16 protein-coding genes, 2 pseudogenes and 1 riboswitch are annotated in these 20,514 nt (G+C 68.5%); of the genes and pseudogenes, 12 read left to right on the top strand and 6 right to left on the bottom strand.

What is annotated here, in order from left to right; all coding sequences use genetic code 11:
- A pseudogene (locus tag VMD50_RS19305) lies at positions 1–514 on the top strand (LLM class flavin-dependent oxidoreductase); the annotation flags it as partial.
- A gap of 217 nt (positions 515–731) precedes the next feature.
- Complete coding sequence (locus VMD50_RS19300; protein ID WP_325429692.1) at positions 732–2,732, top strand: acyltransferase family protein; 2,001 nt, start codon at positions 732–734, stop codon at positions 2,730–2,732.
- A 3-nt stretch (positions 2,733–2,735) separates the two neighbouring features.
- On the opposite strand, the gene VMD50_RS19295 is transcribed toward VMD50_RS19300, so the two are convergent.
- A complete protein-coding gene (locus VMD50_RS19295) occupies positions 2,736–3,395 on the bottom strand; it encodes a class I SAM-dependent methyltransferase (RefSeq protein WP_325429690.1) in 660 nt (219 codons plus the stop codon).
- 215 nt (positions 3,396–3,610) lie between these two features.
- A riboswitch (M-box (ykoK) riboswitch) is annotated at positions 3,611–3,785 on the top strand.
- Positions 3,786–4,038: 253 nt separating this feature from the next.
- On the opposite strand from VMD50_RS19295, the gene VMD50_RS19290 reads away from it, so the two are divergent.
- Both VMD50_RS19290 and VMD50_RS19285 read left to right on the top strand, forming a co-directional pair.
- Positions 4,039–4,254, top strand: a complete 216-nt coding sequence (locus tag VMD50_RS19290) for a hypothetical protein (protein ID WP_325429694.1) — start codon at positions 4,039–4,041, stop codon at positions 4,252–4,254.
- On the top strand, positions 4,251–5,978 hold the full coding sequence (locus tag VMD50_RS19285; protein WP_325429688.1) for an NRAMP family divalent metal transporter: 1,728 nt from the start codon (positions 4,251–4,253) through the stop codon (positions 5,976–5,978). The genes VMD50_RS19290 and VMD50_RS19285 overlap by 4 nt, the downstream gene beginning before the upstream one ends.
- An 11-nt stretch (positions 5,979–5,989) precedes the next feature.
- On the opposite strand, the pseudogene VMD50_RS19280 reads toward VMD50_RS19285, so the two are convergent.
- Positions 5,990–6,937, bottom strand: a pseudogene (locus VMD50_RS19280) (NADP-dependent oxidoreductase).
- Positions 6,938–7,090: 153 nt separating this feature from the next.
- Between VMD50_RS19280 and VMD50_RS19275 the strand changes: the two are divergent.
- Positions 7,091–7,717, top strand: a complete 627-nt coding sequence (locus VMD50_RS19275) for a hypothetical protein (RefSeq protein WP_325429686.1) — start codon at positions 7,091–7,093, stop codon at positions 7,715–7,717.
- Positions 7,718–7,732: 15 nt separating this feature from the next.
- Here VMD50_RS19275 and VMD50_RS19270 read toward each other — a convergent pair whose 3' ends face one another.
- On the bottom strand, positions 7,733–8,488 hold the full coding sequence (locus VMD50_RS19270) for a L,D-transpeptidase (RefSeq protein ID WP_325429684.1): 756 nt from the start codon (positions 8,486–8,488) through the stop codon (positions 7,733–7,735).
- 165 nt (positions 8,489–8,653) lie between these two features.
- Here VMD50_RS19270 and VMD50_RS19265 point away from each other — a divergent pair, with 165 nt between their 5' ends.
- Both VMD50_RS19265 and VMD50_RS19260 read left to right on the top strand, forming a co-directional pair.
- Positions 8,654–9,319 carry a cysteine hydrolase family protein gene (locus tag VMD50_RS19265; protein ID WP_325429682.1) on the top strand — a complete coding sequence of 222 codons (666 nt, stop codon included), beginning with the start codon at positions 8,654–8,656 and terminating at the stop codon, positions 9,317–9,319.
- A gap of 60 nt (positions 9,320–9,379) precedes the next feature.
- On the top strand, positions 9,380–10,312 hold the full coding sequence (locus VMD50_RS19260) for a LysR family transcriptional regulator (RefSeq protein ID WP_325429680.1): 933 nt from the start codon (positions 9,380–9,382) through the stop codon (positions 10,310–10,312).
- Here VMD50_RS19260 and oxc read toward each other — a convergent pair.
- Entirely contained in the window at positions 10,296–12,041 is a 1,746-nt protein-coding gene (gene oxc, locus VMD50_RS19255) for an oxalyl-CoA decarboxylase (protein WP_325429678.1), read from the bottom strand. The two genes, VMD50_RS19260 and oxc, sit on opposite strands and share 17 nt — an antisense overlap.
- Positions 12,042–12,259: 218 nt before the next feature.
- Between oxc and VMD50_RS19250 the strand changes: the two genes are divergently transcribed.
- On the top strand, positions 12,260–13,813 hold the full coding sequence (locus VMD50_RS19250; RefSeq protein ID WP_325429676.1) for a FadD7 family fatty acid--CoA ligase: 1,554 nt from the start codon (positions 12,260–12,262) through the stop codon (positions 13,811–13,813).
- A gap of 19 nt (positions 13,814–13,832) precedes the next feature.
- On the opposite strand, the gene VMD50_RS19245 is transcribed toward VMD50_RS19250, so the two are convergent.
- Together VMD50_RS19245 and VMD50_RS19240 are read right to left on the bottom strand one after the other, a co-directional pair.
- Positions 13,833–15,989 carry an elongation factor G-like protein EF-G2 gene (locus VMD50_RS19245; protein WP_325429674.1) on the bottom strand — a complete coding sequence of 719 codons (2,157 nt, stop codon included), beginning with the start codon at positions 15,987–15,989 and terminating at the stop codon, positions 13,833–13,835.
- A 158-nt stretch (positions 15,990–16,147) separates the two neighbouring features.
- Positions 16,148–16,558 carry a TIGR03668 family PPOX class F420-dependent oxidoreductase gene (locus VMD50_RS19240; protein WP_325429672.1) on the bottom strand — a complete coding sequence of 137 codons (411 nt, stop codon included), beginning with the start codon at positions 16,556–16,558 and terminating at the stop codon, positions 16,148–16,150.
- 42 nt (positions 16,559–16,600) lie between these two features.
- Here VMD50_RS19240 and VMD50_RS19235 point away from each other — a divergent pair, with 42 nt between their 5' ends.
- The 4 genes from VMD50_RS19235 to VMD50_RS19220 form a co-directional block, all read left to right on the top strand.
- Entirely contained in the window at positions 16,601–17,065 is a 465-nt protein-coding gene (locus VMD50_RS19235; protein ID WP_325429670.1) for a nuclear transport factor 2 family protein, read from the top strand.
- A 147-nt stretch (positions 17,066–17,212) separates the two neighbouring features.
- Positions 17,213–18,271, top strand: a complete 1,059-nt coding sequence (locus VMD50_RS19230; RefSeq protein WP_325429668.1) for a S1C family serine protease — start codon at positions 17,213–17,215, stop codon at positions 18,269–18,271.
- A gap of 121 nt (positions 18,272–18,392) precedes the next feature.
- On the top strand, positions 18,393–20,168 hold the full coding sequence (gene treS / locus VMD50_RS19225; RefSeq protein WP_325429667.1) for a maltose alpha-D-glucosyltransferase: 1,776 nt from the start codon (positions 18,393–18,395) through the stop codon (positions 20,166–20,168).
- Positions 20,165–20,514 (top strand): maltokinase N-terminal cap-like domain-containing protein (locus VMD50_RS19220; protein WP_414686125.1); only part of this gene is annotated, 350 nt, incomplete at its 3' end. The genes treS and VMD50_RS19220, both read left to right, overlap by 4 nt.

Here is a 20,514-nt window from a genome sequence, read left to right as displayed (position 1 = left end):
CATCCGCCTGCTCTGGGACAGCGACGCTCCGGTGGACTTCGACGGGCGGTTCTTCCGGTTGAATCATGCCCGGCTGGACACCGAGTCCTACGAGGGACGCTTCCCGCCGATCTGGATCGGTGCCAGCGGGCCACGAATGCTGACATCGTCGGGCGTTACGCCGACGGTTGGTGGCCGGCCGGGGCATGGACCCCCGACCACTACGCCGAGATGCTCAGCGCGGTAAGGGCATCGGCCGAACGGGCCGGCCGCGACCCGATGGCGATCACGCCGTGCTATGTGCAGGTTTGCCTGATCGGTGCAGACGACGACGCGATCGAGAAGATCATCCGCGCGCCGCTGGTAGCTGCGTTCTTGCTGCAGGTATCCGCTGAAGTCCTGCGCCGCTTCGGCTTCGACCACCCGATGGGTGATGACTGGGGCGGGTTTCACGACATCGACCCCACGACGTTGACGCGTGAGCGGATCAGTTGACTTCCTCGGCCGCGTCGACCCCGACGCTATTCGGGCGGTCGCTCTGATACACGGCGATAGGCGCGCGTGTCTTCCGGCTATCCCGGCTTCCGCGCAACTAGGCTGGCTGCGATCAAGAGGAGGGGCAGCGACGTATCGGCATCAACTTTGGCGCCGGGCGACAGAGTGGCCAGGGCGCGTTAGCAACGGACGCTGAGCCGGGCGGGAGGAACCCCGCGCCGGCACGTTCTGCTCCGCGGCCGCGATGGGTTGCCTCGGTGCGCCGCGCCGGCCGCCTCGCGATCTGGGACCAACCCGACCGGCGCAGCGGCATCCCCGCGCTGGACGGGCTTCGCGCGATCGCGGTCGCGCTGGTGCTCGTCGGGCACGGCGGCATCCCCGGCGCGGGCGGCGGCTTCATCGGCGTCGACATCTTCTTCGTCCTCAGCGGGTTCTTGATCACCTCGCTGCTGCTGGACGAGCTCCGGCGCACCGGTCGCATTGGGCTGACCGGCTTTTGGATCCGGCGGGCGCGACGGCTGCTGCCGGCATTGGTGCTGATGGTGCTCACCGTGGGCGCGGCCCGCGAGCTGCTGCCCAGCCAGTCGCTCACCGGGTTACGCAACGACGCACTCGCCGCATTCCTGTGGGTCGCGAACTGGCGCTTCGTCGCCCAGAAGACGGACTATTTCACCCAGGGCGCGCCACCGTCGCCGCTGCAGCACACGTGGTCGCTGGGGGTGGAGGAACAGTATTACTTCGTCTGGCCGGTCCTGCTGTTCGCGGTAACCGTGCTGCTGGCCGCGCGGGCCAGGCGTTACTTCAGGCGGGCCACCGTCGGCGGGGTAAGGTTCGCCACGTTCTTGATCGCGACCGTGGGCGCGCTGGCTTCCGCGGCGGCCGCCATCGTGCTCGCCTCCGACTCCACGCGGGACCGGATATATTTCGGCACCGACACCCGCGCGGAGGCCCTGCTGACCGGCGCCGCGGCGGCCGCTCTGCTGGTTAGGGATTGGCCGTCGATGAACCGCGGCTGGTGCCTGATCCGGAGCCGGTGGGGGCGGCGGGTCGCCCGCTTGCTGCCGCTGCCCGGCGTGGCCGGCCTGGCGGCCGCGACCCACTTCGCGACCGGCGGCGCCGGCGAGTTTCGGCACGGCCTGCTGATCGGCGTGGCCGTCGCGTCCGTCCTCGTGGTCGCCCCGGTTGCCATGGAGCAGCGCGGAGCGATCGCTCGCCTCCTCGCCCTGCGCCCCCTGGTGTGGCTGGGCACCATCTCCTACGGTGTGTACCTGTGGCACTGGCCAATCTTTTTGGCGCTCAACGGCGAACGCACCGGATGGTCGGGGCTGCCGCTCTTCGCCGCCCGGTGCGGCGCCACCGTGGCCGTGGCCGCCGCGTCGTGGTGGCTGATCGAACAACCGATCCGGCGCTGGCGGCCGGCGCGGGTGCCGCTGTTACCACTGGCGGCGGCCACCGTGGCGAGCGCCGCCGCGGTGACGCTGCTGGTCATTCCGGTGGGAACCGGGCCGGGCCTGCACGAGGCGGGCCTGCCGCCGGGCGTGTCGGCCGTCGCCGCGGTCTCTCCCTCACCGCCCGCCGGCAGCCACCCCGCGCCACGGGATCCGCACCGTCCCTTCACGGTTTCGGTGTTCGGCGATTCGATCGGGTGGACCTGGATGCACTACCTGCCGCCCACGCCGGGATTCGCCTTCCTCGACCACACCGTCATCGGCTGCAGCCTGGTGCGCGGGACTCCGTACCGGTACATCGGCCAAACCCTCGAGCAGAGGCCCGAATGCGACGGCTGGCCCATCAGATGGTCGGCGCAGGTGAGCCAGGACCAGCCGGACGTCGCGCTGTTGATCGTCGGCCGCTGGGAGACGGTCGATCGCGTCAACGAGGGCCAGTGGACGCACATCGGCGACCCCACGTTCGACGCCTACCTCAACGGCGAGCTCGAGCGGGCGCTGAACATCGTGGGCTCCACCGGCGCGCGAGTGGTGGTTGCCGCGCTGCCCTACAGCCGGGGCGGCGAAAAGCCGGACGGCCGGCTGTACCCCGAGGACCAACCCGATCGTGTCAACCTGTGGAACACCATGCTGCGCAAGACCGTTGCCCACCACGGAGGCGTCCAGATCCTCGACCTGAACAAGAAGCTGTGTCCCGACGGCGTTTACACCGCCAAGGTCGACGGCATCAAGATCCGCAGCGACGGCGTCCACCTCACCCCGGAAGGGGTGAAATGGCTGACGCCCTGGCTCGAGGAATCTTTGCGATAGCCCTTAATCGCCCGTGCGGCAGCTGATTTCCATGCTGTCACTCTCCCGGACGGAGAAGTTGAAGCTCACATAGCCGTTGGCCGGGTCGCGCACCCGGTCGAGATAGGGGCGGGTGTCGGCGGCGTTGGCGTTGTCGGCGATGACCAACGCGCCCGTCGCCAGGCGCGGTTCGAGCAGCTCGATCACCGGCAGGTAGAGGTCCTTCCAGCCGTCGAGGAGCACGAAATCCACGGGTCCGTCCAGGTCGGCCAGCGTGGTCAGCGCGTCTCCCTCGAGGATGGTGATCACGTCGTCCAGGCCGGTCTCGGCGAATGTCCGCCTGGCCGCGGCGATCTTGGGTGCGCTGAGCTCGGTGGTCACCACCCGGCCGGTGCCGTTGTCGCGCACCGCCGATGCCAAGTGCACCGCGGAGATTCCGAACGACATTCCGAATTCGACGATCGTCGCCGGGCGGGTCGCGCGCACCAGTGCATACAGCAGGCGGCCGGCTTCCGGCGTCACCGGGATGTAGAACTCGCTCATGGCGTCGGCGCGCTCCTGCGCGCTCATCGGGCGGTCGAAATCACCGTGCATCTCGCGCAACCGCGACATCTGTTCTTTCGTTTCGGCGTACATCCGGTCGAGCACCGCCGCGACGTTGGGCGCCTGCAAAGTATTAGCCATGTTTTCGAGGGTAGGCCTCGACGGCGGGTGGTCCCACGGAGAGACCGTGCGGGCCTCGGTTAAGCCGGCTCCCTCGAGCGTAATGCCAGCGCGACACTCGACGCCGGCGGTCACGCTGGCGTGACACTCGGCGTACGGCGCGGTTAACAGGAACCGACGTCAAGGTTGCGTAAACGAGTTTGACGAGCATGCGGGCTCAGTGCAAGATGGATGAGCAAGCACCTCGGTAGGTGAGGCGTCTGCATGGATACAGGCCACTGACCCCGAACGTCGAGAGACGCCCCGGGTCAGGACAGCTCTTCCCGGACCCAAGGGTTGAGCCCAAGTGGCTTCCGGACGATGTTCCGGATACGCCGTGCAGTGCCGAAGCTCCGACGAGAGGGGTGCAACCGGCGGTTCGCCGTTGGTCATTCGTGCCTCTCCCGGTTCAGGTGAATGTGATGACACCCGTGTGTGTCCCGGCCGTGAGGAGGTGAGGGCGAGATGAGTCCCGGCGACAGTCCCTATCCGAAATCCGTCTTGTCCCGATCCGGTTCCGGCATTCCTTCCGCCGCCTGACTTCTCGGGCGCCGGTCAGGCCCTGCGCGCCGCGCGGGCCGCTGCGCATGCCACGAGCCGATCGGACCTGCGACAGGAGAAGATCATGGCTTTTGTTGTCACACAGCGCCTTTCCAATGTTTCCAGGGCGCGTGGTGGCTCGATGCTGCGCGCGGGTCGGCAGTGGGCGTCCAAGATGCGCGCGCGTGCCACCCTGACTCCGCAGGAGCGCGCCAACCTGTACGTCTCGCGGATGCCGATCGCGGTGGTCACCGCCTCGCTCGGTGGACATCCGTCGGACCGGCCGGGCGACCACCGATGACCCGTTCGATCCCGGCTCGCGGCGGCCACCGCGGCCAGGCCGTGCTGGATTCCGCGCACACCGGCGACATCGTCGGCGCGTTCGGCCGCATCCGGCGCGACGGCACCGGCGCTTTCGGTGGCCGCTGGCGGCACCTGCGGACGTTGCTCGTCATCACCGGTCCCGGCCTGATCGTGATGGTGGGCGACAACGACGCCGGCGGCGTGGCGACCTACGCGCAGGCGGGGCAGAACTACGGGATGGGCCTGTTGTGGACGCTGGCGCTGCTGATCCCGGTGCTGTACGTGAACCAGGAAATGGTGCTGCGGCTGGGCGCGGTCACCCGGGTCGGTCACGCCCGGTTGATCTTCGAGCGCTTCGGCAGGTTCTGGGGCGCCTTCAGCGTCGGGGATCTGCTGATCCTCAACGCGCTGACCATCGTCACCGAATTCATCGGTGTAGCACTGGCACTCGGCTTCCTGGGCTGCCCAAAAATCGTCGCGATCCCGGCCGCCGCCGTGTTGTTGTTCGCCGTGGTGGCCGGCGGCTCGTTCCGCCGCTGGGAGGGACTGATGTTCCTGCTGATCGCGGTGAACGTCCTGATCGTCCCGATGGTGCTGATGGTGCATCCCGCGCTGAAGGAGGCGGCGGGCGGGCTGATGCCGCAGTTCCCGGGCGGGCTCAACTCCACCGTCCTGCTGTTGGTCGTCGCGATCGTGGGCACCACGGTGGCCCCCTGGCAGTTGTTCTTCCAGCAGTCGAACGTGGTGGACAAGCGCATCACGGTCCGCTGGATTGCCTACGCGCGAGCCGATTTGGTGATCGGAATCGTCGTGGTCATGGTCGGGGCGACGGCCCTGATGGCGGTGGCGGCGTTCGGGCTGGCCGGCACCGCCGACGTCGGTGCCTTCACCGACGCCGGTGCGGTCGCGTCGGGGTTGGCCAGGCACCTCGGCGGCACGATCGGGGTGCTGTTCGCGATCATCCTGCTGGACGCGTCGCTGATCGGCGCCAACGCGATCGGGCTGGCCACCACGTACGCGATCGGCGACGCGCTGGGCAAGCGGCATTCGCTGCATTGGAAGGTCAGCGAGGCCCCGCTGTTTTACGGCGGCTACGCGATATTGCTCGCCGTGTCCGCCGCGGTCGGGTTCAGCCCGGACCACATCCTCGGCCTGGTGACGCAGGGCGTGCAGGCGCTCGCCGGCGTCCTGCTGCCCTCGGCGACCGTGTTCCTGGTCCTGCTGTGCAACGACCGCACGGTCCTCGGCCCATGGGTAAACACGGTGCGGCAGAACATCGTCGCGTGGACCATCGTGTGGTGTCTGGTGCTGTTGTCGCTGGCGCTGACGGCGACGACCTTCTTCCCGGGCCTTTCCGCGGCCACCATCGAGGCCGGACTGGCGGTCGGCGCGGCGACCGGCATCGCCGGCGGGGCCGCCACGATCGTGGCGGGCCGCCGCTACCGCGACCGGCGCGACGCCGAAGCCATCGTGGGCACGCTCGGCGGTGGTTTGGACCCCGAGGAGGTCGACGAACTCGATGACACTCCGTCGCTGACGCCCGCCGAACGGCGCGCCGTGCGACGGCAGGACCGGTCGGACTGGCAGACCCCCAACCTTGCCATGCTTCCCCGGCCGCACATGTCGCCGGCCCGTCGGGCGGGGCTGTTCACGCTCCGCGCCTATCTGGCAGTGGCCGTCGTGTTCGTCGTCGTCAAGATCGTGCAGGCCGGGCTGGCCTGACTCGCCGAGAACTAAGGCGAATCTTGTTGCAGCAGAACGATTGTGCCGCGCGGGTGTGCCGCTTCTCGAGTTCTTCGTAGGCGTCGGCGACCCGATCCAGCGGATAGGTGGCCGCGACCTCGAAATCGATCGCGCCGGCGACGATCAGGTCGGCCATCTCGGCAAGCACCTCCGTTGTCGACGCATCGGCGCTGCCTTCGGTCTTGGCGCCGACCTCGCCGGCCTTCTGGAACGCGATGATCGTGTCGATGCGCTCGGGTGCGACGCCGAGATCCACTGCAAGCTGGACGTATTCGGGACCGAACAGGTCGATGAACGCGTCGATTCCGTTCGGTGCCGCCTCCCGCAGCCGATCTGCCAGCCCGTCGCCATAGGCGACCGGGGTGACGCCGTGGGCGCGCAGCCAGTCGAAGTTGCCGGGACCCGCGATGCCGAGCACCCGCGCCTTGCGCAGGACCAGCAGCTGCACGACGAGGCTGCCGACGCCGCCCACGGCCGCCGAAACGGCGACCGTCTCGCCCGGTTGCGGGTCGACCGCGCGGACGGCGGCGTACGCGGTCACACCGACCACGTACTGCGAACCCGCGGTCTCCCAACTCATTTCGGCGGGTTTGCGGATCAGCTGATCCACCGGGACAGCGGTGTGGGTGGCGTGGCTGGATCGGCGCAAGCTGAACCCCAGCACCTCGTCGCCGACGGCGAACTCGGTGACTCCGGGTCCTACGGCCGTCACGACCCCCGCGAGGTCGCTGCCCTCACCGGACGGAAAGGTGGCGGGAAACATGTCGTGCAGAGCCCCGGTTCGGATGGCGGCCTCGCCGGGATTGATCCCGGCGGCGCGAACCTCGACGACCCACTTCGCCTGGGCCGGGCGACGGCATGTCCACATCCGCCACGTACAAAACGTCACGGCCCCCGTAACGGTCGAACCGCACGGCACGCGCCACCCCAGCAGTCATATCGCCCTCCTTCACCCAATGGCCCTTGCCCGCGCCAGCATAGGCCGGGCACCCGCCCCGGCCGGTCCCGCGGCGCCGCCCTTGTTCCCGCAGGCATTTCGCAGTAGCGTCAGGCGCCGCGGCCGAACTGTGGATCGACGCGGAAGGAACGCCATGGATCTCGCCCGGATCTCTGTCGCCGGCTGGATCGTCGCCACCGTCGTGGTCGGGACCGCGGTCTCCGGCTGCGGCACTGACGAGAAGACCTCGACGCCCTCGTCCCCGACATCGTCCTCGGGCGCTCCCACGTCGTCGAGCGCTGCGGGCACGGTGACCGCTCCGTCGCCGGGCCAACCCACCGATTACAGTTCGTTGCTGATCAAGCCCAGCGACATCGGCGGAGATTTCAAAACCCCCCAGCCCCCCGTCCTGAACCCCAACAATGCGCCCGGCGTCGCACAGCTTTTCGCCAATCCCGACAACAGCCGCCGGATCGGCGACACCATCCTGATCGTCGCCGATCCCGCGGTGGCAAAGGCGGGAATCGAGAACACCAAGACCAATTATGTGGGCAAGGTCAGCGGCACGTGGCAGCCTGTCGATGTCGGCTCCAACGGCTTCATGATCTCCGGTAATTCCCCGGACAACTCCCAAGCGGTGACGGTGTTGCTGTTCAGCGAGGGCAAGGCCGTCGTCAACATCGAATTCGACAGCGCGCCCAACGATCCGATCGATCCGGGCATCGCGACCGATGTCGGGCGCAAGCAAGACGCCGCGATCAAAAGCGGGTTGCCCGGCTAGGTCTGAACGAAAGCGTCAGGCCACGACCTGGATAGGGTCGCCGACGTTGACCTGGTTGAAATACCACGCGGCGTTGTCGGGGCTCAGGTTGATGCACCCATGGCTGACGTTGGCGTGGCCCTGCGAGTCGACCGACCATGGGGCCGAGTGCACATACACACCGCTCCAGGTGACCCGGACGGCGTACTGCGCCGTGATCTTGTAGCCCTCGGGCGAACTCAGCGGGATGCCGATGGTCCGCGAGTCCATCACCACGGTGCGATCCTTCTCCAGCGCGGTGAAGTTGCCGATCGGTGTAGGCCGGCTGGGCTTACCCATCGACGCCGGCATCGTGCGCAGGACTTCGCCGTTGCGGCTGACGGTGAAGGTGTGCCCGGAGAGGCTGGCGACACCGAGCAGTTCGTCACCGGTGTCAAAGCCCGTCGTGAGGGCCTGCACACCCGCCGAGACATGGGTGTGGGCGGGCCAGTAGTGGTTCGGAACCCATTGGACGACGTTGCTTTCGACCCACTCGAAGTGTCCCGGGGTATTGCTCGGCGACGAAACGTGGATGGCCCGCTCGGCGGCGGCACGGTCGGTGACCGGCGCGGTGAACGTGACCACGAGCGGGTGTGCCACGCCCACCACCGCGCCGTCAGCGGGCGAAACCGACGCAACTCCGGGGACCGGCTCGGGCAGGGGGACGGCGGCCGCGCCGCGGGCAGCGCTCCCCAACGCGCCCATGCCGGCAATCGCTACCATAACGAACAGATAACGAAACGCTCGATGCATGGCGCTTACCCTTTGCGATGGCTCAACTGACACAACGATATTCTACTGGCTGTCGGTTCATTACCATTTTCAGCAAACAATGGCGGCTTCGCTGGCCCGCCACGATAACGGTGAGATCACCGGATGAGCGCGATCACAGCAAGGGCAGAGCCGACGAGGGGCGACATGACCGCAAACGATCGCTACACGCGTCCGAGGGCGGGTGCGGCGGCCCTGATCCTGATCGACGTGCAGCGCGACTTCATCGACACCGCCGGCAACCCCGGTGATCGTGCCCCGATGCCGGTTGCTGGCACGCGTGCCGCGATCCCGGCGATGGCGCAGTTGGCGGCAGCCTTCCGGCGGCGGGGGCTCCCCATCGTGCACGTCATCCGGCTTTATCTGCCGGACGGGTCGAACGCCGACCTGGTGCGGCGGGAATCGATAGCGCGGGGCGCCCGAATCGCCGTGCCCGGTAGCGCCGGTTCGCAGATCGTCACCGAACTCCTGCCCAAATCCGTTGAGTTGGAACACGAGTTGCTCCTGGTCGGTGGTTTCCAACGAGTGGGCGCCGCCGAGCACGTGATGTACAAACCGCGGTGGGGCGCCTTCTACGGCACCGCGCTCGAGCGTCATCTGCGCGAAAACGGCAGCGACACGTTGGTTTTCGCGGGGTGCAACTTTCCGAACTGCCCCCGCACGTCGATCTACGAGGCGTCCGAACGCGACTTCCGGATCGTCCTGGTTTCCGACGCGATCTCCGGCCTCTATGACCGGGGCGTCGCAGAGTGCCGTGCGATCGGAGCGGATGTCCTGAGCCTGTCGGAGACACTCGATTGGCTGGGGTGCTAGCCGCGGGTTAGCCTCAGCGAAGTCGGTGCCCGAAGGCCGAGCCCGAACAAGAGGAGTGGGGTGCTTTTCCGTCAACTGGAGTACTTCGTTGCGGTCGCCCAGGAGCGCCACTTCGCCCGGGCCGCCGAGAAGTGCTACGTCTCGCAGCCCGCGCTGTCCGCCGCCATCGCCAAGCTCGAACGAGAGCTGAACGTCACGCTGATCAACCGCGGGCACAGCTTCGAGGGTCTGACGCCCGAAGGGGAACGATTGGTCGTGTGGGCCAAGCGAATTCTCGCCGAACACGACGCGTTCAAGGCCGAGGTGCACGCGGTGCGGTCCGGGATCGCGGGAACGCTTCGGCTCGGCACGGTTCCGACCGCCTCCACGACGGCATCCCTGGTGCTCTCCGCGTTCTGCTCGGCGCATCCGCTGGCCAAGGTGCAGATCCTCTCCCGGCTGGCCGCCACCGAGCTGTACCGGCGGCTGCGCGAGTTCGACCTGGACGCCGCCATCGTGCACACCGCCACCGACGAAGCTCACGACGTGAACCTGGTGCCGCTCTACGAGGAGCACTACGTGCTGCTGTCGACGGCCAACATGTTGCCCGCCGGGGCGTCGACGCTGACCTGGCCGGAGGCCGCGCAACTGCCGCTGGCGTTGCTCACCGCCGACATGCGGGACCGCCAGATCATCGACGAAGCCTTCGCCGGCCACGCCATCACCGTCACCCCGCAGGTCGAAACCGACTCCGTCGCTTCGTTATTGGCTCAGGTGGCGACGGGAAACTGGGCGTGCATCGTTCCGCACACCTGGCTGTGGACGTCGCCGCTGGGCGCCGAGGTCCGCGCGGTCGAGATGGTCCAACCGATGCTCAAAGCCGAGATCGCGTTGGCCACGAATGCGTCCGGTCCGGGCTCACCCGTCGCGCGTGCGCTCACCGCATCCGCTCAGGAACTCGCCCTGGGCGAGTTCTTCGACACCCAGCTATTGTCCATCACGCGCCGGCGCTGATCGGGGGTGTGGCCGCGCTGGTCGGGTTGAGACCGGCCAGATGGCCGCTTTCCATGCCGGCCGCCGGGTCGAGCTCGCAGTCGATGACCGACGGCCCGCGGGAGGCGACCGCGTCGGCCAGCGCCGCGCGCAGCTCCGACGGGGTGGTGACGTGATATCCCTTGCCGCCGAACGCCTCCGCGATCAGCTCGTGACGCGCCCGCGCGTTGAGCACGGTCGGCGCGGGGTCTGACCTTTTTGCGGCCGCGCCCGCCACGATCTCGTCGCCGCGGTAGACGCCGCCGTTGTTGAGGATGACGACGGTCACCGGCAGCCGGTAGCGGCAGATCGTCTCGACCTCCATGCCGGAAAAGCCGAAAGCGCTATCGCCTTCGATCGCGACGACCGGGTCGCCGGTCTCCACCGCCGCGGCGATGGCGTATCCCATGCCGATGCCCATCACGCCCCAGGTGCCCGTGTCGAGCCGACGCCGCGGCAACTCCATGTCGATGACATTGCGCGCCAAATCCAGCGCATTGGCCCCCTCGTTGACCACATAGACCCCTGGGTTCTCCTGCAACACAGCGCGAACCGCGCCCAGCGCGTTGTAAAACCGCATCGGGTGCGGATCTTCGGCCAGCCGGTGTCGCATCTTGGCCTCGTTGCGGGCCCTGCGGTCGGCCAGCTCGTTGACCCATTCGGCGGGCGCGACGATCGGGTGCGCGGCCAGTCCGTCACAGAGCGCCGCCAGCACCGACCCGATGTCACCGACCAGGGGCGCCGCTATCGGCCGGTTGCTGTCGAGTTCCGCCGCGGCGATGTCGACCTGCACGAACTTGGCGTCGGCGGACCATTGCGGCGACTCCCCGTGCCCGAGTAGCCAATTCAGCCGGGCACCCACCAGCAAGACCACGTCCGCGCGGGCTATCGCCAATGAGCGCGCGGCCCCGGCCGACTGCGGGTGCGAGTCGGGCAGCAGCCCCTTGGCCATCGACATCGGCAGGAACGGAATCCGGGTGGCCTCCACGAAATTCCGGATCACGTCGTCGGCCTGAGTGTAGGCGGCGCCCTTGCCGAGCACGACCAGCGGCCGCTGCGCCCGCCCGAGCACCTCCAGCGCGCGATCGACTGCCTCCGGCGCCGGCAGCTGCCGGGGCGCGGGATCGACGACCCGCCACAGGGTGTCGGTGGCCGCCGAGGCGTCCATGGCCTGGCCCAAGATCTCGCCGGGGATGTCGAGGTAGACGCCGCCCGGCCGCCCGGAGGCCGCGGTGCGAATCGCGCGTGCCACGCCCCGCCCGATGTCCTCGATCCGGCCGATTCGATACGCTGCCTTCGCGAAAGGCCTTGCGGCGGTGAGCTGATCGACGTCCTGGTAGTCACCGCGCTGCAAATCCACCATCGCCCGGTTGCTCGAGCCTGAAATCTGAATCATGGGAAAGCAGTTCGCGGTCGCGTTCGCCAGCGCGGGCAGGCCGTTGAGGAAACCCGGCCCGGACGTGGTGAGGCACACGCCGGGCCGCCGGGTGAGAAACCCGGCGGCGGCGGCCGCGTTGCCGGCCGAGGCCTCCTGCCGAAAGCCGATGTAGCGGATTCCCGACGCCTGCGCGGTGCGGGCGAGGTCGGTGACCGGGATGCCGACGATGCCGTAGATGGTGTCGACGTCGTTGGCCTTGAGGGCATCAACGACGAGATGGAAGCCGTCGGTCAAGCGGGTCGCTTTGCTGGGAGATGCCGAAACGGTGGTCATGGTGGCGACTCCTCGTGTGCGTGTGCCGTATCTGGCCCTGCCATGCACTGTTGTGTCGGTGCGCGCGGCTGTCCAACACTAAGCCGCTATGCAGCGATCCACGCCGTCTATCAATAGTCGTGGCCTATCAATAGTGAGCGGATCGGTATTGGACGGGCACGGCGGTAGCGCGGCATGGTGCCTGCAGGAGCTTCACAACGAAAGGAAGGAGTGTGGCGATGAGGACGAGCGATCACGTTGTCGCTGACCTGGTCGAGGTGGCGGCGAGCCGGCGGCCCGACGCCCCGGCGCTCGTCGTCACCCCCGATCGCATACCGGTGAGCTACCGCGACCTGATCGGCCTGGTCGACGACCTGGCTGGGCAGCTGAAGCGGGCCGGGCTGCTGGCGGGCGATCGGGTCGCGCTGCGCGCCGGCAGCAACGCCGAGTTCGTCGTCGGCCTGCTGGCGGCGTCGCGGGCGGGGCTGGTCGCGGTTCCGTTGGACCCGGCCCTGCCGGTCGGCGACCAGCGCACCCGGACCGAGGCGGTGGGGGCGCGGGCGGTGCTGGTCGACGGTGACGGCCCCGGCGATGAGCGGGAGCCGGGCTTGCGCCGGTGGCCGATCGCGGTGAACGTCGGCCGCGGCCAGGGCACCCCGGCGGTCCACCTCGACGCGGCGACGCCGCCGGAGGGAGACGTCTCGACGCCCGAGGGGCTGCGGGACGACGACGCCATGATCATGTTCACCGGCGGGACCACGGGGCTGCCGAAGATGGTCCCGTGGACGCACGACAACATCGCCAACTCGGTGCGGGCGATCATCGCGGGCTACGGGCTGGGGCCACAGGACGCGACGGTCGCGGTGATGCCGCTCTACCACGGTCACGGCCTGATCGCCGCATTGCTGTCGACCCTGGCGTCCGGAGGCACGGTGCTGCTGCCGGCGCGTGGTCGGTTCTCGGCGCACACGTTCTGGGACGACATCGACGCCGTCGGGGCCACCTGGTACACCGCCGTGCCGACCATCCACCAGATCCTCTTGGAGCGCAGCAAGACTGAGCGCCCGGGCAACAAGCGGGCCGTCCTGCGGTTTATCCGCAGCTGCAGCGCGCCGCTCACCCCGGAAACGGCCAGGGCGCTCCAGGAGACGTTTTCGGCATCGGTGGTGTGCGCCTTCGGCATGACGGAGGCGACTCATCAGGTCGCGACGACGGGCATCGGACAAAGCGAAAACCCTGCCGCCACGGGCGGTCTCGTCGGTGAGTCGACCGGGCCGGAGATCCGGATCGCGGGACCCGACGGTCAGCCCCTGCCCCCGGATGCCGTCGGGGAGGTCTGGCTGCGTGGTCCCACCGTGGTGCGCGGCTACCTCGGCGACCCGGCGATCACCGCCGCCAACTTCACCGACGGCTGGTTGCGCACCGGCGATTTGGGCTCGCTGTCGCCGGCCGGGGACCTGATCATCCAGGGCCGGATCAAGGAACTGATCAACCGGGGCGGCGAGAAGATTTCGCCGGAACGCGTCGAGGGCGTGCTGGCCACGCACCCCAACGTCCTGGAGGTGGCCGTGTTCGGACTGCCGGACAAGATGTACGGGGAGACGGTGGCCGCGGTGATCGTTCCCCGGGAGTCGCCCGCACCCACACCGGCCGAGTTCGCGGTGTTCTGCCGCGAGCGGCTGGCGGCCTTCGAGGTGCCCGCCGCCTTCCAGGAGGCCAGCGCGCTGCCGCATACCGCGAAAGGCTCGCTGGACCGCCGCGCCGTGGCCGACCAATTCGGCCGCGGGGCCTAGGTGACGCTCGAATCGGTTGTCACGCCGTGGTTTTCATCCGGGCGGCCGCGGACTCCGGCATGGGTTCGTACCTTGCGAACGAGCGGGTGAACGATGCGGCTCCGTGCGAGAGCGATCGCAGGTCGATGGCGTACCGGGTCAGCTCGACCTGAGGCACCTCGGCCCTGACCACCGTGCGTTCGTGGCCGGCGGTGTCGCTGCCCAGCACCCGGCCGCGGCGCCCGGACAGGTCGCCCATCACCGCACCGACGAAGTCGTCGGGCACCAGCACCGAGATCTCGTCGATCGGCTCGAGCAGGGCCACCCTGGTCGCCGCCGCCGCCTCGCGCAGGGCCAGCGCACCCGCGGCCTGGAACGCGAAGTCCGACGAGTCCACGCTGTGGGCCTTGCCGTCGAACAGCGTGACCCGGATGTCGACGACCGGGTAACCGGCGTGCACGCCCTTTTCCATCTGCGCGCGGACGCCCTTCTCCACGCTCGGGATGAACTGGCGCGGCACCGCTCCGCCCACCACCTTGTCGACGAACTCGAATCCCGCGCCCTCCGGCAGCGGCTCCACCTCGATGTCGCAGACCGCGTACTGGCCATGCCCGCCCGACTGCTTGACGTGGCGGCCGTGTCCTTTCGCCTTGCCGGCGAAGGTTTCTCGCAGCGGGACGCGCAGGTCGACCGTGTCCACGGTGACGCCGTACCGGTTCGCCAGCGCGTCCAGGACGACGCCGGCGTGGGCCTCCCCCATGCACCACAGCACGATCTGATGCGTCTCCTGGTTCTGCTCGATCCGCAGCGTCGGGTCCTCGGCGGCCAGCCGCCCCAGCCCGACGGACAGCTTGTCTTCGTCGGTCTTGGCGTGCGCCTGAATGGCCACCGGCAGCAGCGGCTCCGGCATCGTCCAGGGCTTGAGGACCAGCGGCTCCGACTTGTCCGAAAGGGTGTCGCCGGTTTCGGCGCGGCTCAGCTTGCCGATCGCGCAGATGTCGCCGGCCACCACGGCGGCCGCGGGGCGCTGCTGCTTGCCGAGCGGGAAGGACAGCACCCCGATGCGTTCGTCCTCGTCGTGGTCGGGGTGCGAGTTCCCGTGGGAGTTGGAGCCGTTGGCCGCGCCGAAGAACGACGCAAAATGGCCCGACACATGAACCGTCGTGTCGGGCCTGATGGTCCCGGAAAACACCCGGACCAGGCTCACCCTGCCGACGTAGGGGTCCGACGTAGTCTTCACCACCTCCGCGAGCAACGGCGCGTCGGTGTCGCACGCCAGCGTCGCGTGCGTGGCACCGTTCGGCGTGAAGACTTCCGGTAGCGGGTGTTCCATCGGGGACGGGAATCCCCGGGTGGCGACCTCCAGCAGTTCCAGGGTGCCGACGCCGGTGCCGCTGCACACCGGGATCACCGGGAAGAACGAGGCGCGGGCGACGGCTTTCTCCAGGTCTGCGATCAGCACCGACTCGTCGATCGACTCGCCGCCGAGATAGCGCTCCATCAGCGACTCGTCCTCGGATTCCTCGATGATCCCTTCGATCAGGGTGCCGCGCGCCTCCTCGATGCGTTCGGCGTCCGACGGCTCGGGCTCGAGGATGGTCCGCTTGCCGTCCGTGTACTGGTAGCGCCGCTGCGACAGCAGGCCGACCAGGCCGTCAGACGTCGGCAGGTAAAGCGGTAAGACCTTGTCGCCGAACGCGTTTTGCGCGGCGGCCAGCGCCTCCTGATAGTTCGCGCGCGCGTGGTCGAGCTTAGTGATCACGACGGCGCGCGGCATCCCGACCTGGCTGCACTCCTGCCAGAGCGACTTGGTCGGCTCGTCGACACCCTCGTTCGCCGCGATCACGAACAGCGCGCAATCGGCCGCGCGCAGGCCGGCCCGCAACTCGCCCACGAAGTCGGCGTAGCCGGGCGTGTCCACCAGGTTGACCTTGATGCCGTCGTGCGAAAGGGACGCCACGGCGACGCCCACCGAGCGCTGCTGCCGGATCTCGGCCTCGTCGTAGTCGCAGATCGTGCTGCCGTCGGTGACCGAGCCCGCGCGGGACAGCACACCGCCGGCCACCAGCAGGGCCTCGACCAGGGTGGTCTTGCCGCCGCTCGACGGCCCCACCAGGACCACATTGCGAACATTGCCCGGACCGCTCGCGGTGGGAGCGGCCCCCGCGCCCTGGGAAGCGTTCGCCTTGTCCGCCATGACTTTCCTCCAGTTCTGCAGCGCTATGGCGCGGTGTGGCCTGGACCACAGGACGCTGTAAGCAACTTTTCCCCCAACTGCCGCCCAACACAAGGCCACCGGCCGGCCACAATCGGGGCCGGCCCGTCATGGGTGTGCCGGTGCCGGCGCCGCGCGCGTCAGGCGTGCCAGCTGGACCAGCGCCGCACCGTGACCGCGATCACCGGGCCGTTCAACGAAACGGACTGGTACTGGGGGTATTTGGCGCGCAGCAACCGAAACCCGGTGTCCGCCGCCTGGCCGCCGGAATGAATCGCGGCGAGGCCGTCGGCCCGGACCCACCACAGCCGCGACCAATCGTCGTCGTAGTGGTCCACGAGCAGGCTGACCTGGGGATTGCCCTCGATGTTGGCCAGGCGGCGCAGCCGCCGCGTCGATTTCGGCTTCGCGTCGACGGCGGTGTACACGACGTCCTGCTCGCCGACGGCGAAAACCACCGGCACCAGGTGCGGCGCGCCGCCGGGCGCGGTCGTGGCCAGGCGGGCTATCGGGGACTGCGTGAATCGGACCTTCGGGTCGAATTCGCCCACGTTGTCAGCTTATGGGCCGGGCGGCCGCGTTAGGTTAACCGCATGCTGGCGGAAACGCAGATCACCAACCTTTTGTATCGCTACGCCGAATGCATCGACGCCGGCGACCTCGCAGGAGCGGCGACGCTCTTCGAGCACGCCCGCATCCGCATCGGTGGCTCGCAGGCCGCGCAGGACACGATCGACGCGGACCGGCTGCTGGGCATTTGGAAGTCGCTGATCGTGATGCACCCCGACGGGACGCCGCGAACCAAGCACGTGACGACCAATCCGATCATCGAGATCGACGAGCAGGCGGGCACCGCGAGCTGCCGCAGTTACTACACCGTGCTGCAGCAGACCGACGCGCTGCCGCTGCAGCCCATCGTCGCGGGTCGCTACCACGATCGATTCGAGCGCGTGGACGGGCAATGGCGGTTTTCCTATCGCGACCTCACCCTCATCGACATGGTGGGTGACGTCGGCCACCACCTGACCCATACGATCACGCCGGCCCGGGGGTCTTGAGCGGGCCTCGCGGCCAGCGGGCCGCAGAGGGACTGACCACTGTCCCGAATAGCTACCTGCATTACGGTTATACCCAGTTAGTCGTGGCGCCCAGAGCCGGAGGCTGGGCCAAATTTCGATTCTTATCGGGAAGTAGGAGATGACGGGATGAGCAAATCGCACCACCGCTCAGTCTGGTGGTCATGGTTAGTCAGCGTGCTGGCCGTGGTGGCACTGGGTCTGGGCCTCACCACGGTGCCGGCGTCCGCTGTACCTCCGGGGCCGTCCCACGACCGGCCCATGGCGCCGCTCGACCCGTCGGGCATCGTCGGCAAAGTGGGGCCGCAGGTGGTCGACATCAGCACCAAATTCGGCTACAACAACGCGGTCGGCGCGGGAACCGGCATCGTCATCGATCCGGGCGGTGTCGTGCTGACCAACAACCACGTGATCTCGGGTGCCACCGACATCAGCGCGTTCGCCGTCGGCAACGGCCAGACCTACGCCGTCGACGTGATCGGCTACGACCGGGTCGCCGATGTCGCGGTCCTGCAGCTTCGTGGCGGCGGTGGCCTGCCCAGCGCCAACATCGGTGGCGGGGTCGCCGTCGGCGATCCCGTCGTCGCGCTGGGCAACGCCGGTGGTCAGGGCGGAACGCCCAGCGCCGTGGCCGGCAAAGTGGTCGCGCTCAACCAGACCGTCTCGGCCACCGACACGCTGACCGGCGCCGAGGAGAACCTGGGCGGGCTGATCCAGGCCGACGCCGCGATCAGGCCCGGTGACTCGGGTGGGCCGATGGTCAACCAAAGCGGGCAGGTGATCGGCATGAACACCGCCGCCACCGACAGCTACAAGATGTCCGGCGGTCAGGGTTTCGCCATTCCGATCGGTACGGCGATGGGCGTGGCCGGACAGATCCGGTCCGGCGCCGGGTCGAACACGGTGCACATCGGCCCGACGGCCTTCCTTGGCCTGGGCGTCACGGACTACGGCGGCAACGGCGCGCGGGTCGAACGCGTGGTCGGCAGCGGTCCCGCGGCGGCGGCCGGGATCTCGGCCGGTGACGTCATCACCGGGGTCGACAATGTCCCGATCACCGGGGCCACCTCGATGACGGACGTCCTCGTCCCGCATCACCCCGGCGACACCATCATCGTGCAGTGGCGCGCCAAGGCGGGCGGCGACCGCAGCGGACCGGTGACGCTGGCGGACGGACCGCCGGCCTGAGATCCGCGCGGATGATGCCCGCCTCCCGTCCAATTCGCTTGTGGCACAGCGTGCTTCGTCGCCCCGTAACGGTGGTGATTCCCGACCTGCCGCGTCGGGTACCCGTGGCATCGTGGAATTGATGAACGACGCACGAGAAGCTGTCGAGCACGATCCAGCCGCGGGAAGCCACGTCGAAGACGGTGTGGTCGAACATCCGGACGCCGAGGATTTCGAGAACGCCGCCGCGCTGCCCGCGGATCCCACGTGGTTCAAGCACGCGGTTTTCTACGAGGTGCTGGTCCGGGCGTTCAGCGACGCCAATGCCGACGGGCAGGGCGACCTCCGCGGCCTCATGGACCGCCTGGACTACCTGCAGTGGCTCGGGATCGACTGCATCTGGCTGCCCCCGTTCTACGACTCACCGCTGCGCGACGGCGGCTACGACATCCGGGACTTCTACAAGGTGCTGCCCGATTTCGGTACCGTCGAGGACTTCGTCGCGCTGCTCGACGGGGCTCACGAGCGGGGGATCCGGGTGATCACCGACCTGGTGATGAACCACACCTCCGAGTCACACCCCTGGTTCCAGGAGTCGCGGCACGACCCCGACGGCCCGTACGGCGACTACTACGTGTGGAGCGACACCAGCGAGAAGTACACCGACGCCCGCATCATCTTCGTCGACAGTGAAGAGTCGAACTGGACCTTCGATCCGGTCCGGCGCCAGTTCTACTGGCACCGGTTCTTCTCCCACCAGCCCGACCTGAACTACGACAACCCGGCCGTTCAGGAGGCGATGATCGACGTCATTCGCTTCTGGCTCGGGCTCGGCATCGACGGGTTTCGCCTCGACGCGGTGCCTTACCTGTTCGAACGAGAGGGCACCAACTGCGAGAACCTCCCCGAGACCCACGCGTTCCTCAGGCGCGTGCGCAAGGTCGTCGACGACGAGTTCCCCGGCCGGGTATTGCTGGCCGAGGCCAATCAGTGGCCGGGCGACGTGGTCGAGTACTTCGGGGACGCCAGCACCGGCGGCGACGAATGCCACATGGCGTTCCATTTCCCGCTGATGCCGCGCATCTTCATGGCCGTCCGCCGCGAATCGCGGTTTCCGATCTCGGAGATCCTGGCCCAGACGCCCGCCATCCCCGACATGGCCCAGTGGGGGATCTTTCTGCGCAACCACGACGAGTTGACGCTGGAAATGGTCACCGACGAAGAGCGCGACTACATGTACTCCGAGTACGCCAAGGACCCGCGGATGAAGGCGAACGTCGGAATTCGCCGCCGCCTGGCGCCCCTGCTGGACAACGACCGCAACCAGATCGAGCTGTTCACCGCGCTGCTGCTGTCGCTGCCGGGCTCGCCGGTCCTGTACTACGGCGACGAGATCGGCATGGGCGACGTGATCTGGCTGGGGGACCGCGACGGGGTGCGTACCCCGATGCAGTGGACACCGGACCGCAACGCCGGGTTCTCCTCGGCCAACCCCGGTCGGCTCTACCTGCCGCCCAGCCAGGACCCGGTCTACGGCTACCAGGCCGTCAACGTGGAGGCCCAGCGCGACACCTCGACGTCCCTGCTCAACTTCACCCGGATGATGCTGTCGGTGCGGGGGCGGCACAAAGCTTTCGCGATCGGCAACTTCGAGGAACTCGGCGGGTCGAACCCCTCCGTGCTGGCCTTCGTGCGCCGGGCGGGCGATGACGGAGACGTCGTGCTGTGCGTCAACAACCTGTCGCGGTTCCCCCAGCCGATCGAGCTGAACCTGCAGCAGTGGAGCGGCTGCACGCCGGTGGAGCTGACCGGGCACGTGGAATTTCCCCGCGTCGGCCACCTGCCCTACCTGCTGACACTGCCGGGACACGGGTTCTACTGGTTCCAGTTGTCCCCCGCATCTGAGGAGAACGCATGACTGTCCCGTCCGGGAGCCCCGCCAAGCTGCCTTGGTCCGAGTGGCTGCCTCAGCAACGCTGGTACGCCGGACGCAACCGGGAACTGTCCCGCGCCGAGGCGGCGGTCGTCGTCCCGCTCCGGGAGGAGCTCGACCTGGTGCTGGTCGACTTCGACTACGCCGACGGGTCGTCGGAGCGCTATCAGGTGATCGTGGGGTGGGATTCCGCGCCGGTCTCGGAGTACAGCACCGTGGCCACGATCGGTGCAGCGGACGATCGGACCGGCTTCGACGCTCTCTACGACATCGACGCCCCGCGGTTCCTGCTGTCCCTGGTCGACTCTTCAGGCGCCCGCGGTGCGTCCGG

Origin of the sequence: Mycobacterium sp., assembly GCF_035506235.1 — a bacterium.
In the GTDB taxonomy this organism is placed as follows: Bacteria; Actinomycetota; Actinomycetes; order Mycobacteriales; family Mycobacteriaceae; genus Mycobacterium.
This window is presented reverse-complemented; position numbering and strand designations above follow the sequence as displayed.